General features: G+C 60.3%; 14 protein-coding genes. 3 read left to right on the forward strand and 11 right to left on the reverse strand.

The annotated features are described in order from the left end of the window. The first annotated feature begins 58 nt into the window (after nt 1-58). The 3 genes from HY282_03225 (at nt 59) to HY282_03235 (ending at nt 3,756) form a co-directional block, all read left to right on the forward strand. Nucleotides 59-2,794, forward strand: coding sequence for a DEAD/DEAH box helicase (locus HY282_03225; protein ID MBI3802752.1), 2,736 nt, complete (start codon nt 59-61; stop codon nt 2,792-2,794). A 127-nt stretch (nt 2,795-2,921) separates the two neighbouring features. Continuing rightward, entirely contained in the window at nt 2,922-3,404 is a 483-nt protein-coding gene (locus tag HY282_03230) for a hypothetical protein (protein MBI3802753.1), read from the forward strand. Beyond that, nucleotides 3,343-3,756, forward strand: a complete 414-nt coding sequence (locus tag HY282_03235) for a hypothetical protein (GenBank protein ID MBI3802754.1) — start codon at nt 3,343-3,345, stop codon at nt 3,754-3,756. The genes HY282_03230 and HY282_03235 overlap by 62 nt, the downstream gene beginning before the upstream one ends. 320 nt (nt 3,757-4,076) lie before the next feature. Here the strand turns inward: HY282_03235 and HY282_03240 are convergent, their stop codons facing one another. From HY282_03240 to HY282_03290, 11 genes are all read right to left on the reverse strand, one after another. Beyond that, entirely contained in the window at nt 4,077-4,712 is a 636-nt protein-coding gene (locus tag HY282_03240) for a hypothetical protein (protein ID MBI3802755.1), read from the reverse strand. Next, on the reverse strand, nt 4,688-5,347 hold the full coding sequence (locus HY282_03245) for a hypothetical protein (protein MBI3802756.1): 660 nt from the start codon (nt 5,345-5,347) through the stop codon (nt 4,688-4,690). The genes HY282_03240 and HY282_03245 overlap by 25 nt, the downstream gene beginning before the upstream one ends. 399 nt (nt 5,348-5,746) lie before the next feature. Further along, nucleotides 5,747-6,796 carry a GNAT family N-acetyltransferase gene (locus tag HY282_03250; GenBank protein MBI3802757.1) on the reverse strand — a complete coding sequence of 350 codons (1,050 nt, stop codon included), beginning with the start codon at nt 6,794-6,796 and terminating at the stop codon, nt 5,747-5,749. Next, a complete protein-coding gene (locus HY282_03255) occupies nt 6,793-7,851 on the reverse strand; it encodes a glycosyltransferase (GenBank protein MBI3802758.1) in 1,059 nt (352 codons plus the stop codon). The genes HY282_03250 and HY282_03255 overlap by 4 nt, the downstream gene beginning before the upstream one ends. Continuing rightward, nucleotides 7,848-8,690 carry a PIG-L family deacetylase gene (locus HY282_03260; GenBank protein ID MBI3802759.1) on the reverse strand — a complete coding sequence of 281 codons (843 nt, stop codon included), beginning with the start codon at nt 8,688-8,690 and terminating at the stop codon, nt 7,848-7,850. Before HY282_03260 ends, HY282_03255 begins: the two co-directional genes overlap by 4 nt. Continuing rightward, complete coding sequence (locus HY282_03265) at nt 8,654-9,409, reverse strand: TIGR04290 family methyltransferase (protein ID MBI3802760.1); 756 nt, start codon at nt 9,407-9,409, stop codon at nt 8,654-8,656. The genes HY282_03260 and HY282_03265 overlap by 37 nt, the downstream gene beginning before the upstream one ends. A 53-nt stretch (nt 9,410-9,462) precedes the next feature. Then, entirely contained in the window at nt 9,463-10,263 is an 801-nt protein-coding gene (locus HY282_03270; protein MBI3802761.1) for a nucleotidyltransferase family protein, read from the reverse strand. A gap of 12 nt (nt 10,264-10,275) precedes the next feature. Beyond that, entirely contained in the window at nt 10,276-11,367 is a 1,092-nt protein-coding gene (locus HY282_03275; GenBank protein ID MBI3802762.1) for a glycosyltransferase, read from the reverse strand. Between the two features lie 34 nt (nt 11,368-11,401). Next, entirely contained in the window at nt 11,402-12,658 is a 1,257-nt protein-coding gene (locus HY282_03280) for a divalent metal cation transporter (protein MBI3802763.1), read from the reverse strand. A gap of 24 nt (nt 12,659-12,682) precedes the next feature. Then, nucleotides 12,683-13,192 (reverse strand): dual specificity protein phosphatase family protein, encoded by a 510-nt coding sequence (locus HY282_03285; GenBank protein MBI3802764.1) that lies wholly within the window; start codon nt 13,190-13,192, stop codon nt 12,683-12,685. A gap of 69 nt (nt 13,193-13,261) precedes the next feature. Beyond that, a complete protein-coding gene (locus HY282_03290; GenBank protein ID MBI3802765.1) occupies nt 13,262-14,611 on the reverse strand; it encodes an inositol-3-phosphate synthase in 1,350 nt (449 codons plus the stop codon). Nucleotides 14,612-14,615 lie beyond the last annotated feature (4 nt).

Genomic DNA, 14,615 nt, shown 5'->3' on the forward strand with positions numbered 1-14,615 from the left:
ACGGAGTTGCCCGAATCGCTTTCGCCCATCCCGAATCTATTCTCCATGGAGGGAGGCAATGAAGATTGCAGATTTACAAAAGACGTTCGGAATCGATCCCCCCCTCATCGATCTCTGGATCAAAGAATATGGAGCGTCGCTCCTCCCGGTACAGGCGCGCGCCGTCACCGAAGGCCGCCTCTTCGAGGGAGGGAATCTTCTCGTCTTTGCGCCGACGACCTCCGGCAAAACCTTCGTCGGCGAGCTTCTCGCCACCACGGCGGCCCGAAAGGGAAAGCGGGTTCTCTATCTCGTTCCAACCAAAGCGCTGGCGGAAGAAAAAGCGGCGCACTTTACCCGCCTCTATCAGCCGGCGGGAATCACGACGGTTCTCTCCAGCCGCGATCATCGGGAGTGGGACGATGCGATCCGATCGATGTCGTTTCACATAGCGGTCCTCGTCTATGAAAAGCTCTCCGCGCTCCTGGTCGGATGGCCGCAGCTTTTGGAGGAGATCGGCGTTGTCGTCCTCGACGAGCTGCAGATGCTCTCCGATGAAGAGCGGGGCGGGATGATCGAGATCCTGCTGACGAAAATCAAAACCGCCCCTTCCCGGCCCCGGCTTTTGGGCCTCTCGGCGGTGTTGGCCGAAGGAGAAGCCTTGGCGAAATGGCTGAACGCCGATCTCTTGGTGGAAACGCGCCGGCCGGTCCCCCTTCGCAAAGGGATCTTCTGCAACGGCACCTTCTTCTACCGGGAACATAATACCGGTCAAATCGGAGAGGAACGCTGGATCGACCTGCCCCCTCTGAAGAAGGAGAGCGATCTTTTGATTGCGCTCGCCCGGTATCTCGGAGAGAGCCGCGGCGAGCCGACCCTTCTCTTCTTAAAAGACAAATCGTCGGTGGAGTTCGCCGCCGGAGCGATCGCCGACCGGGTCTCTCTGCCGCCGGCGGAGGAAGCGATTGAAGCACTGGCGTCCATGGAGGAGACCGCCTCCCGCGCGTTTCTTCTCAATCTCCTCAAAAAAGGGGTCGCCCTTCATCATGCCGACCTTCCCTGGGAGCTGCGCGACCTCGTCGAGCGCGCCTTCCGCTCGGGTGCGATTCGGATCCTCTGCGCGACAAGCACGCTCGCCATGGGGATCAACTGCCCGGCCAAAAACGTCCTGATTGAATCCCGCCAGTGGCACTACTACCGGCGGTATGGAAAGATGGCGACACGCGATCTCCCCCGCGCACTGTATGAAAACATGGCCGGCCGCGGCGGCCGATGGGGCTACATCGACGACTTCGGCCGGGCGATCCTCGTGACCCATTCCCCCTTTCAGCGGCGGGTCTGGACCGACGCCTATATCGACAGCCCTTTGGAAAAGATCACCGGCGCGCTTGTTTCGGAAGACCTCACGGAATATCTCCTCAACCTCATTGCCTCCGGGAAAGGTGCATCGATTGATGACCTCCTCTCTTTTCTCCAAGAAACTTTCAGCGCGGGAAGCTGGAAGCAGCGGAACCATGACGCCCAGAGAGCGAAGATCGAGGCGATTTTAAGTCAGGCGGTCGAACAGGGGGTGGTGGTTCGCGATGAGAAAGGGCGATACAGGACCACCGAGATCGGAACGATCACGGCGCTGAAAGGGATTCGACTTCAGACCGCCCTCTCTTTGATTGCCTGGATGCGGAAAAGCGATCCCCAACGTCTCTCCGAAATCGAGTGCCTCTATGCCCTCGCCCGGACCAAAGATGCCAAAGCGATCGCGATTCCCCTCTCACGCGAGGAAATTCGGAGGAAAAACTATCGGGCCCTCCTCCAAAAAGAAATTTTCTCCCAGCAAGAAGAGCAAAAACCGATCTTCAAGACCCTTGCAGAGCCGATGAAAACGTCGGCTTATGAAGAGGCGGCCGCCATCAAAAAAACCCTCCTCCTCTCGGAGTGGGTCACAGCCAAGGCGACATCCGAGATGGAGCTCTTTTATCACCTTCATGCCGGCGCGATCAAACGGGTGGGTGAGGAGTTCTCCTGGCTGGTGGAGGCCGCCGCGGCGATCGCCAAGGCGGTCGGCTGGCCGGAAGAGGGGGCCGCCCAGCTGCAAGGGCTCTCCAACCGGCTCATCAACGGCCTTCCCGTCACCGGACGGTCGCTCTTCAAACTTCCGCTCCGTGCGGGAAGAAGCGCCCTCTTAAAGCTTCTTCGCGCCGGGTATGACACGCCCGAGGCGCTCTTCGAGCTCTCCTTGGAAGAGATGAAGCGGATTCTCCCCTCCCCGCTGAGTGAGCGGCTCCATCCCCTTCTTCATTCAAAGACAGACGCTGAATGGAGCCCCTGCCCTCCCGACCGAGAATCGGCAAGGGAGGAAGACGCCGATTATCTGCTTCCCGGAACAACCCCGAACGCGGCGCGGAGCGAATTTGCCGGACCGGCTCTTTCGCACGCGTCGGGCGGAGCGGATCAGAAGAACCCCTCCGCCTCCTTTCGTCTGCTGATCCACCTCCGGCGGGATGAAGTTTTTTACAAAGGCATTCCGGTTCACTTTCCCCCGCTGACACTCCGGCTGCTGGTCGCGCTGGCGGAGAAACCGGGGGAGATCGCCACCAAACAAACGCTCTATGAGCACCTTTGGGGTGAGATCCGGAACCCCGACGACTTCCCATACGAAGCCCAGCTGCGCGATCACAAGCGGCGGGTATTGCAATGCATCCGGAAGGCGGTCGGCGACCGCATTACCGATGAGGAGATCCAGGGCCTGATACGGACCAAAGCCCGTCGGGGTTATCTGCTGGCGCTCCCGCCCGAAGCGGTCCGAATTATCCGATAAAAGCGGCCGCATAAAAACGATCGATTCTCACTGCGCGACCACGCAAAAACCACATCAAACCCACCGATCGACCACGACTTCCTTCCCCCCGCTTGTTATGCTCAAACAACATGCGGGAGATGACGTGATGGATCGGATGGAACTACTCAAACGGCTTCGGGAGAAAATCCTCGGCAGACTCGAACGGCCCGATCCCCCCTCGTCGATTGCCGAGATCTTCTCTCTTGTTCGAGACCTAAACTACCTTCATCTCCGTCTGCTCCGGGTGGTGGGAGCGAGGCGGGATCTTCCCCCTTCCAGCATCGCGGCGCTGCTGGGGGTGGAAGGGATCGATTCCGAGGCGCTCCTGGCCCAGGCGAGCGGATGGACCGGCCGGTCGGATGGCCTCCTCTTGGAAGCGGCCGACCTTCTCCCGTTGATCTGTCTCCACCAGCTTCCTCCACCGGTCGATCTCGCTCCTCCCGAATCCCCCGCCGGTCGGGAGACACAAAAGGACCGGGTGATCTCCTTGCTTTTGAAGGAAATCCGCTTTTTAAAGGAGAAAAACCATGCTCAAGGAAGATCCGATCGAACCGCTGATGATGGTGGAGCTCTACCGCCTCGGCTGTAATGTTTCATGGATCGCAAAGCTCATCGGCTGCAAGCGCGATCGCGTCTACCGCCAGCTTCGATCCCTTCTCGACCTTCCCCCGAACGCACGGTACGGGCGTCCTTCCGTCCAAGCCCTTCCATTATCGGAGCGGGAAGAAATCGCTGAAATGGATGCAGCCGGGATCTCCCCGATTGACATCGCCGAGATCCTCGTGATCGACCTCCCCACCGTCCTCGGCGTCCTCGAAGAAAAAATGAAACCGAGACGGATCTGCCTCCGCTGCGGTCTCCTCTCTTCCCGCTGGATCTGCGGCCGATGCCGCCGGCAGCAGGCCCGTGCCGGCGTTGGATTTGACGAGGCATACTCCTAACCTCGCCCTCCCCCGAACTGTCCCACCAACAGGGCACTTTAAAAAACCGATTCTCCGCTAATCTTCTCCTCGGACAGCGATCGGCGCAAAGGGCGCGATCGACTCCCACACACAGGAGGAATTTATGACGATCTTGGAGATCAGCTATTTCTTTTTGGGCTTTTCACCCCTCATGCTTGGATTGATGATATTACACTTCGCGCCGCCGATTCATCCGCCGGTTCGAGAAGATCAAAAGATCCGATGAGGAAAAAAGAAAGGCGGGACGAGGGTGCTCTCCTCGTCCCGCCTGAAAAGAATCGGCGAAATGGATAGAGGTGTTATGGAACCGGTCCGGTCACGGTCACCGTCCCCGTGGTCGGCGCAGGCTGTCCGCCGCCACCGCCACCGCCTCCCCCACCCGCTATCGCCGCAACCGCACCGACTGCAACCACCCCGGCGAGCGTCCAGACCCAGGGACGTTTATACCAGGGCTGTTCCTCCGCCTTAAACCGCTCCCAGAGCGAAGGGGTCTCCACCGCCACAAACGAAGGGAAGAGGTCAGGCGGCCTCAACGTCCGGACCCGATTTCCGGCCCGGTCCTCTGCCTCGATGTAATACTCCACACCGGGAGATCTCACATAGTCGCCCGGAATCCTCCCCCGGAATTGGTCCCGGTCTCCGCGCGCCATCTCCGTTCCGATAAAGTTCTCCTCTCCTTTCGACCTGAAGAAGAGTCGAACTGCGGCCACCCCCGACTCCTGATCGGTCACCGCCGCCGCAATTTCCACCTCTTGGCCCGCGCGGAAAGTCCCGAGCGGCCGGGCGTGCAAAATCTTCGGTGCGATCAGGTCGGGCACCTGTTCCTGCGCCGCCGCAATAAGCGGCTGAAGCACGAACGCATAGAGTGCCAATCCCACCCAAAAGAGAGGCGAGAGCAGGCGACGCGGACCTATTCCCAGATCAGCTTTTTCCATTCCCCTTCCTTATCCAGAACCCACGGGAGCTGAATCCTCGCTTGCGACCATCCCGCACCCGGGACCACACTGTTCCCTTCCTGATCGACCAGTTCCTTTATGGTAAAGAGGGCCCAAACGCCTTCTTCATCTTTGTCCCCCTCCCAAGACATCTCGATAGCGATCGCACGATAGTGATCGAACAGCTGCCGAAGGAAAGTCTTCCGTTCCGTGGAGAGAGAAGAGAGCGCTTCAATCCTTGCGAGATCCCGGGCCTGCCAGGCCCGCCGGAGTTCTTCGAAACGCTGCCGGACCTCTAACGCCGAAATAGCCGGAGCGGCAATCTTTAGAAGCAGGGGCCGGGCCGGATCTCCTTTGAAACTTCGCTGTCCGGCGCGGCTCTCGGCAACGAGATAATATTCCACCCCCTCCGAGCCGACCTCCATCCGAGGAATGGAGACCCGGTAGAGCCCCTCTCTGTCATTTCCCCCTTTTCTCTCGAAGGGGATCGACCGGTACCCCTGAGTGCCCTTCTTCCGGTAGAAGAGGAGAACGGCATCAACTCCCGATCGATCGGCGACCGATGCGGTGAGCTGAACCTCATGGAGCCGCATCATCGGAAGCGGAGGGATGTAGTGGAGGCGCGGTGCGGACACCGCATCCCCTGGGAAGGGATGCGCCAGAGAGAGAAAAAGGAATAAGAGAAAAAAAAGAATGAGAGAGGCCGGCTTGCTCCAAAAGAGAGCGCTTCCCCTAAAGGCGATCGATCCGCCGGCGCAGAAAGCAGGTTGGCAGAGAGGGAAGCGGGAACGCCTTTCCTCCCGATCTCGGTCCCCTGAGTCTCGGATAGGAGAAAGCCCCTTCCTGTGAATGGTTTTTTTTGAAGATAGACGGTTTGACTTCATTCCATTGCTTACAGCCGGCTTCGGTTTGGCAGGATCGATCTCTTCTAAAGAGAAGTATGGACAAAATAACCTCTCTAAAGCGCCGCTGTCAATAAAAAACGGAGCGCCGGCGAGGTCAATCGGAGTGAAGGCGTGCCCATCAAGCCGGCCTCACGTACCGTTCGACTCCTCGACAGAAACCCTCTCCTCCGTCGAAAGGGAGGAGGATTCCATCTGAAGGCGATAATTCATCCGATCTTGAGCCCCCCAGAAGTATTTGTAACTTTCTCTCCCCCGGAGAAAATCGAATTCACTTCTTCTCTCGCGGATCGCCTCCTCGATGGCATGGGCAATTAGGAGGGCGCCGGGACTCGCCGGAGCAAGTGCCGGATCGAATCCACCGAGGTAGGCATAGAAGCATTTCTTTCCGGCGAACCCATAAACGACCGAGACAATGGCCCCTCGGTGCCGCAGGGCATAGAGACGAAGCATCCCCCGCTTCAGTAATCCGGCCGCCACCGCCCGATGAAAGACCTGTATAGATGGATCGGCCAGCACGCCGGGGAGTTCACGCTCTTCCCAGCGGGAGCGATGCAATCGAAAGAGGGCATCCAAACATTCCTGTAATGTCTCCGCAGCCGCCCGCTCGACAGAAAATCCACCCAACCGCTCCAGATACCGTTGGGCCCGACGCAGCTTCCGTCGCCGCTCGGCGGGGAAATGCTTCCAAAATGCCTCTACGGTTGTTGGCAAGGAGATGGCAGGGCAGGCCTCTTGCGCAGAGAGAGTCATTAAGCAGCTCTCTTTCGGCAGGATGGCCAGGAGCGGGGAGCTGGTGCGAAGCTCTTGAAGGTCGCAGCGATCCCACCGAGATCGACAACGGACCAGCTGGTCATAAGCGCGGGAAGCCGCCGGCAGCGCCACGTCGGGATCGACGATCAGGTCGAGGTAATCGGTGATCCCGGCGCCGATCCATGAAAGAACGCGCAGATTCTCTTCCGGCACGGTATCGATATAAAAAGGGGCGAGTCCGACCAACGCCCCTTGCCAGCGAAGGGCCAATATCCATAACGCGCCTCGGCCAAAATGTTTCCACCAAGGAAGGAGCCACTCCGGCGACTGGAAGGGGGTGGCATGAGGATCTCGTTCGAGAAGCGCCGACCATTCGGGGCAAAGCGCCTCCAGTGCCTCGACCGTCGTGACCGCTTCCAGATCAATCATGACCGCACAAGCGCTTCATAACGCGCCAGATACTGCGCCGTCATTCTCGCCGCGGAAAAGCGCTGCCGGGCCGCCTTCCGGCAGCGGCGAGGGTCAATGGCTCCGACCGCTTTGATTGCCTCGGCCATCTCTGCAACGCTGTCGACCAGAAATCCGGTCTTTCCCTCCTCGACGATCTCGGGGAGCGCTCCGGCCCGAAATGCAATCACCGGGGTGCCACAGGCCAGCGCCTCCATCGCCACCAACGAGCTCGTTTCGGGCGCCTGGCTCGGCACCAACAGACACCAGGCAGCGGTCAAAAGGCGGCGTTTCCGCTCGAAGCCGAGCGCATCAATCAGCCGAACGCCCCCTCCCGCCAGACGGGGCGCAAGCACCTCTTGGAAATAACGCTGATGATCCGGATAGGGAAAGCACTGGCCTGCAATCAAGAGCGGGATTTTGGCGGACCGGGCCGCATCGACCCCCAGGTGCAGTCCTTTTTCGGGACAGAGCCGACCCAGCGCGAAGGCGAAGCGGCGCTTGCTAATCCGAAGCGCGAGCGGATCGACCGGAACCCCATTCTCGATCGGCGGTAAAAAAGCCGTCCCCCCGGAAGGAGCCCAAAATGCCGCCCGAGGCGCATGTTGCTGTGAATGGGAGACGCAGTGAAGGTAGGTCTTCGGCCGCTTCAGTGAGCGCGCTTCCGGAGAATACCAGTCGAGCGGCAGATGCAGGGTCACCAGCACCGGCAGACCGGCCGGAGGAAGATAGTGGTCGAAGTCGATCCAGTGGAAATGAATCAGATCGATCGAGCGGTGTCGCAGAAGCGCCTCAATCACGATGCGATGCCGCTCCGTCGCCTTCTTTTGGATCTCGGCACTGAACAGATCGCCCGGAGGGGGGGTGGCGATGAGCTCTCCCTTCACCGAGGAGCCCTCGCAGGCAACGACGATCGAGCGGTGTCCCGCCGCCACCAGCGCGGCATCAAGGCGAGCCAGAATCTGCTCCGCCCCGCCCGCGGTGTCGGGCCGGACGACAGCCAATGGGTATGCAACGTTGAGGATCGTCAGCTTCACAGGGGACCTTCCAAGCCGAGCCTCCGGAGGGCCTGCTCGGCAAGGCCTCTCCAGCGCGCTCCCGTTATTCCCCAGTCGAACGATTCATAATGAAGTCGGCCCGGATGCGGCGGCTGGGTGAAGTCATAGATCGGGGCCGGACGAAACCGCTCGACCGCGATCGGGAAGGCGCTCAATACCTTCTGCTGTGTCATAAAGCAGGAGAACATCCGCCGCTTTAATTCCCGCTCTGCCTCCGAAAGGACAACGACCGTCTGCTCGGAACCACCGGCGGGTAAAACGGGGAGAAACAGACCGGCGGTAAAGCGCTCCTGTTGTGCATGATAGGAGGTAAACTCCGCGACCACCGGGAAAGGCTTGCCCTCCCTTTCCAAGAGCCGGCACGCGGCACAGACGACGAGAGCGGCGGCGTCGTGATCGGGATGTCCCCCCTCATAGGGATGGGTAAAGATCAACTCCGGTTGTATTTCGTTGAGGCGATCGGCAAGCCGACGCGTCAAGCATTCAAAATAAAGCGAGGCCTCCTGATCGACCCCCCCCAGCTCGATACAGCGACTCGGAGGGACACCCGCGAGCTGCGCCGCTGCGAGCAATTCGCGACGCCGCGCCGCGGCATACGCCTCCCTCGTCTTCAGGCCGGCCGCCGCCGCGTCGCGCCCATCGCGCGGCGCCCCATCGGTCAAATGGAGAAAGGTGACCGCTTTAAAGCGGGGGAGAACGCCGCCCGCACCAATCGTCTCGTCATCCGGATGCGCCGCGACGATCGCGACCGTGCTGCCGGTCCATCCCGCAAGCGCCCTCTTTAACCCTGTCGGTTCTGCTCCGCCCCGCGCCGACAAATGAAGACCTCACGCTCCGGATGATCGATAATTCGAAAGCCGGCGCTCCGGAGCATCGCCTCCGCACACGCTCGGTTTGGAATCCACCAGTTCGTCGGATCGCCCGCATACTGATGCTCGATAAAATACATCCGAGGGAAGGCGGCTCGGTTGAAGATCCCCTCCTCTTCGAAGGGATAATCTTCCTCCCATGCCTCCAGATGATCCTCCCCCCGGCACATCGATTGGAAGACCAGAAGGTCTCCGACCACATGCTCGTGGAGCAGATCCAGCGCCAGCAGCGGATGGCGGAGATGATAGAGGACCCCCATAAAAAGGACCAGGTCGAATTTTCGCCCGAGCGTCCCAACGTCGTAGACCGAGCACTGTTGAAATTCAATTTCGACGCCGCAGACCTCCGCGGCGAAACGCGCCTGGGCAAGATAGTCCGGATCGCTATCGATTCCAACGACCCGCTCGGCTCCCCGCCGCTTCATTTCGATTGAATAGAACCCGCCGTTGCAGCCGATATCAAGAACCGAGCGGCCGCTCAGGTCGGCGGGGAGGGCATCGGCGAATTGACGCCATTTAATGGTGGGATAGTCTCCCAAGAAATGGTCGGGGGCGGTCTGAACCCCCCGCAAATTGAGATTATGGAACCACTTGCCGAGCGACTGAACTTGCTGCCGGATCTGCTCCGGATTGAGATCACGGCCGACGGCGGAACTCGATCGATTCATTTATGCTATCCTCTCTCTCTTCGCGATGCTCGTATTCGCATTCACGCTCTCTCTCACGCCACCCGACGCACGTTGAATCGGCTCGGATCAGCCTTCCCCTCCGAAGGATCGGGCGGCTTCACACCCTCCCCTCTTTGTAAACTCAGAAGTTTGATCGCCTCGCGATAACCATGGATCGTTCCGACATCGACATAGGCCTCTCCGGCCGGAACCGCCTGAACTCTCCCACCGCCTTCGATATAGGCATTGACCAACGTTCCAAAATATTCGTCACGCCGGTTTCGCGAACACCATAGTTCAAAGAGGTCGCGAAGGACCACGCCGGGCATCCGGAAGGCGCCCCAAATCCAATGGGTCTCGGGATTCGGCTGTTTTACCTGGACCTTCAGGACGCGTCCCTCCCGGTCGGTGACGACCGCGTCGAAGAACTCCGGCCGCTCGACCGGAAAGAGGAGAAACGATAGGGTCTCGCTTCCGAGCGCACGTAGGCCGGTCTCCGGAAACCAGACCGTATCGGGCAGGCCGACCAAAACCGACTCCTCCGGATGAATCAGCGGCAACGCGGAGAAGATCGCATCGCAGAGACCGGCGGGACGCGGCTGAACGGTATAACAGAGGTGGGTCGACGAGAGGCGACCTCCATAATATTCCAAAATATCGCACTTGCCGGGGGAGATTACAAAGCAGATCTTCATCGCGCCGGCCAAAATCATCCGCTCGACGAGATATTCGCTCACGGCACGGGGCCGCTCGATCTCGCCGTCGGAACGGCTCCCGACCGGCAGGAGCTCTTTGGAAAATGCGAGCGGCTGAATCCGACTTCCGACACCCGCCGCCGGGATGATTCCCCACATGACTCAATCCTCCTATACGATTCGATCTTCAACCGAGGGCCGAGCGGCCGCTTCGAGCGCCTCCTCCAAATCATCGGCCCGGTGCGCCGCGGTATGCGCGCCGAGCACCCGCTCCCGCGCCGATCGGGCGATCTTCGAGAGGGTCTCCTCCGACCGCTCGATCGCCGCAATCGCCTCCTCGGCATTCTCGGCAACCAAGAGCTCCGCGCCGGGCTCGAAAAAAAGATCGAGCCCCCCCCAACGATCGCTTAAGATCGGCACGCCGCAGGCGGCCGCTTCGAACAGCCGCCCCGAAGGACAATAGCCGTTCTCAACCATCGCCCGGCGGGTCACGTTGAGGGTGAGTCGCGAAGAGCAATAGAACGCCGGATGCTCCGACGGCGCGACATGTTGAAGGAAAAAGAGATTCTCCGTCCAGGGGAAATTCTGAGGGTAGAGCGATCCCCCCAGAAGAAACCGTCGGTGAGCGAGCTGTCGCGCCGGCGTGATGAATAATTGCTCCAGGGCCTCCTGCCGGTCGGCCGCATACGTTCCGAGATAAGAGAGATCGGCGCGATAGGCCGCCACCGGGGAGACCGGACGATGGACCGCTGGATCGACACATCCATAAAGCGGCGCGACCCGGCGGGCCCCAAGCCGCTCCTGAAGCGCGGTGAGCGCCTCCCCTCCAGCATAGCTGAGGACCAGATCGAAATCGGCCAGGCCCCCCGGGGGAAGATAGTCTACCGGCGCGCCCGCCCGCTTCCGCTCCAGCGTCACCGGCGTGTCGAGATCATAAAAGAGACGAAGGCGCGCTGGAGAAGAGAGGGCCAGTTCCGACGCTGCAATCGCATCGGGGCAGTAGGAAGTTATCATTGCCACATCGGCATCGACCAATGCCCCCTCCGCCTGCCGCCAGACCTCCTCCCAGCGGAGATAGAGGACGAGGTCGAGTCCGGGCAGGCCGGCAAAATCGCGATGCGCGGCATAATAGGGGACATCGCGCTCGAAAAATACAACGCGGTGCCCGCGCTCTAACAAGGCACGGCAGAGCGCGCGCCAGAGGGTTGCATGTCCGTTTCCCCAGGAGGAGCTGATCGTCAGTCCAAAGATGATGAGCTTCATTGTTTCCGCATCTCCTCCACCGCTCGATATGCGCCTAGAGCGCCGTCATGACCAGAAAGCCGATAGCGGTGGCCGAAAGCACCAGGGTCGTCAGCCACCCAAAGCCTTTCAGCGTCGGAGAGAGGGTCAACGCTCCCATCACGCTCGGCCTCGAAGCCAGCACCACCATCATCCCCATTACAGGGGCGGCGACCACGCCATAGATCATCGCCGCCCAGAAGAGCGCCCGGATCGGATTGATCCCTAAAAAATTGAAGGCAAGCCCCAAAAACATCGCCATGACAAGCGCTCCATAAAAGCGCTTCGCCCGATGCGGCTTCCGCTCAAGGCCGACCCGCCACTGAAGGGTCTCTCCCAACGCATACGCGGCCGATCCCGCCAAGACCGGAACGGCCAGCAAACCGGTGCCGATCATTCCGACCGAAAAAAGAAGGGAGGCAAACCGACCGGAGACCGGCCGGAGCGCTTCCGCCGCCTGCGCGGTGCTTTGAATTTGGTGAATTCCCTGCGGATAAAGCGTCGCGCCGCAGGTCAGAATGATAAAGTAGGCGATCAGATTTGCAAAGGCCATCCCGGTATAGGTATCGATTTTAATCCGCCGGAGCTCCTCCGGGGCCTGCTCCGGGGCCTGCTTCAGCGGCTTCTCTCCCGGTCGTCCGTTCTGCTCTTCGGCCTCGCCGGTTGCCTGCCAGAAAAAGATATAGGGGCTGAGCATCGCCCCGAGAAGGGCGACGAAGATCGCGAGGTGCTCGCGATCCAATCGAATGGAGGGGAAAAAGGTCGCCTTGGCCACCTCCTCCCACGATATTTCCATGACGAAGGCGGTTGCAGCATAAGCCAATAAGGCGAGGGTCAGGCCCTTCAGATAAGGAACGTAACGGGTATACGGAATAAAGACTTCCAACAGAAGAGAGAGAAGCGCGAAACCGGTCGAGTAGGCGAGGGAGGAGCCCCCGATCAACAGTTTAAGCGCTTCTCCCATCGCATTGATATCGGCTCCCAAGCCGATCGTGTTCGCCATGAAGAGAAACCCGACGAGGGGATAAACGAGCCATTTCGGAAAATGATACCGCATGTTCCAAGCGATTCCATGCCCGGTGACCCGCCCGATCTGCCCGCTGATCTGCTGCGCCGCGACCATCAAGGGATAGACCAAGAGAACCGCCCAGAGCATCCCGAAACCGAGTTGGGCGCCGGTCTGCGAGTAGGTGGCGATGGCGGTCGGATCGTCATCCGAGGCCCCCGCAATCAGGCCGGGCCCCAGCTTTCTAAAAAGATCTTTTATGGCCAATCGGGTCTTCCTTCTTCCAGACGTTTACTTGGCCCGGCGGATTTCGCTCAACCGGGGCCGGCACGTCTCATAAACCCTTCGAACATATTCGGTTAATACACCGAGTTGATAGACGCTCGGGTCGCTCATCGGACGCCGCTCGACCACCCGGGCGATCGCATGCGCGAGGTGCATCCCGCGCACCAGCGTCAGATAAGCCATCGCGACCGTCGGGGCACGGCCGATCCCTTGGCGACAGTGCAGATAAACGCGGCGGCCCTCTTGATGCCACCCGCGGATCTGCTCGACCGCCGCCGCCAGCCCTTCCACCGTCGGGACCCCATCCCAGCCGCCGTCGCCGCCATCCTCAATCGGCACATTCGCCCAAACAAGCCGCGCGCCGGCCGAGAGAGGAGGTCCCTCGACCGGATGCTGCTGGAGGCTGAGGATCGCTCCAATTCCTTCCTGAATCAACAGCTCCGGATCGGCGCCGCTCGGACAGCCTCCGAGCGCCAGCCTCTTCTCATCATCGATCCAGCAGATCTGAAATCCCATCTTCCTCTCTTCTATCTTTTTGCCTTTTGTCTTTTCGTCATTCACGCTATTCCGCACTCCGAAATTGAATCATGCGGCCTCTTCCTCATAGTAGTCGAGCCCCGAATGGTGCAGGACCTCCTCGCCCGCCAAGATCCGAAGCGTGTTCGTCAGCTTGAGGTACTGGACGAAGAGATCATGAATGGGGGCTAAATCGGGTCGCGCCATCGGTGCTTTAAAATAAAAAGAGAGCCACTCCTGCGTCCCCTTGAGCCCGGAGCGCTGCGCGAGGTCGATAAAGAGAAGAAGGTCGAGCACCAGCGGCGCCGCCAAGATCGAATCACGGCAGAGGAAATTGACTTTAATTTGCATCGGCTGTCCCATCCAGCCGAAGATGTCGATGTTGTCCCATCCCTCTTTGGCATCCCCGCGCGGCGGGTAATACTCGATCCGAACCTTGTGATAGAGCTCGCCATAAAGCTCCGGGTGGAGGCCGGCGTCGAGAATGGAGGAGAGCACCGACGACTTGGTCACCTCTTTCGCCTGAAAAGAGCCGGGGTCATCGAGCACCTCGCCGTCGCGATTTCCGAGGATGTTCGTCGAGAACCATCCCCGCACCCCGAGCATCCGCGCCCGCAGCCCCGGCGCGATGATCGTCTTCATCAACGTCTGGCCGGTCTTAAAATCTTTCCCTGCGACCGGCACCCCTCGCTGCCGCGCCGTGTCGGCCAGCGCCGGAATCTCGACGGAGGTGTTCGGCGCCCCGTTTATATAGGGAATGCCAAGCCGAATCGCCGCATAGGCATAGATCATCGAGGGGGAGAGGTCGGGGTCGTTTTCCTTCAGCCCCTTTTCGAACGCTTCGAGCGTCTGATGAACCGGCTTCTGCGCTTGATAGACCTCGGTCGATCCGCACCAGACCATCACCAGTCGGGAGAGGTCGTGCGCCGCCTTAAACCCTTCGATGTCTTTCATGAGCGCTTCGGCCAGCCCCATTTTGGTCCGCGCCTGCTTGACATGAGAGCCGCGCAGATTCCGAACGAACGCCGGATCGAACGCCGCCGTCATCGGCCGCACCCGCTGCAGCTCCTTCCGCACCGAGGCCAACTGCTCCGGCGGCAAGACCCCCGCCTTTCGCGCCGCCTCATAGGCGTCGTCCGGAAAAAGATCCCATCCGCCGAAGGCCAACTCGGTCAATGGGGCGAGCGGCACCAACTCCCGGATCGGCTTCCACCGAGGCCGCGATCGCTTTCCAAGCCGAATCCGCTCCATCTGCGTGAGTGAGCCATAGGGCCGGGCCAGCCCTTTGTTAATCAGATGAACGCCGGCGATTAACGTCGTCGCCACCGCCCCGCCGATTCCCGGAATCAAAACCCCCAGCCGACCTTTCGCCGGGGCGATCGACCGGCCTCTTCCTTCTTCATTCTTGGAACGCTTCATACGG

Source organism: Candidatus Manganitrophaceae bacterium (assembly GCA_016200325.1).
Taxonomy (GTDB): Bacteria; Nitrospirota; Nitrospiria; order SBBL01; family Manganitrophaceae; genus Manganitrophus.

Excerpts from the sequence above, each read along its gene's own strand:
- HY282_03225 (MBI3802752.1), top strand. The coding sequence starts at position 59 with ATGAAGATTGCAGATTTACAAAAGACGTTCGGAATCGATCCCCCCCTC.
- HY282_03230 (MBI3802753.1), top strand. The coding sequence starts at position 2,922 with ATGGATCGGATGGAACTACTCAAACGGCTTCGGGAGAAAATCCTCGGC.
- HY282_03235 (MBI3802754.1), top strand. The coding sequence starts at position 3,343 with ATGCTCAAGGAAGATCCGATCGAACCGCTGATGATGGTGGAGCTCTAC.
- HY282_03240 (MBI3802755.1), bottom strand. The coding sequence starts at position 4,712 with ATGGAAAAAGCTGATCTGGGAATAGGTCCGCGTCGCCTGCTCTCGCCT.
- HY282_03250 (MBI3802757.1), bottom strand. The coding sequence starts at position 6,796 with ATGATTGATCTGGAAGCGGTCACGACGGTCGAGGCACTGGAGGCGCTT.
- HY282_03265 (MBI3802760.1), bottom strand. The coding sequence starts at position 9,409 with ATGAATCGATCGAGTTCCGCCGTCGGCCGTGATCTCAATCCGGAGCAG.
- HY282_03270 (MBI3802761.1), bottom strand. The coding sequence starts at position 10,263 with ATGTGGGGAATCATCCCGGCGGCGGGTGTCGGAAGTCGGATTCAGCCG.
- HY282_03275 (MBI3802762.1), bottom strand. The coding sequence starts at position 11,367 with ATGAAGCTCATCATCTTTGGACTGACGATCAGCTCCTCCTGGGGAAAC.
- HY282_03285 (MBI3802764.1), bottom strand. The coding sequence starts at position 13,192 with ATGGGATTTCAGATCTGCTGGATCGATGATGAGAAGAGGCTGGCGCTC.
- HY282_03290 (MBI3802765.1), bottom strand. The coding sequence starts at position 14,611 with ATGAAGCGTTCCAAGAATGAAGAAGGAAGAGGCCGGTCGATCGCCCCG.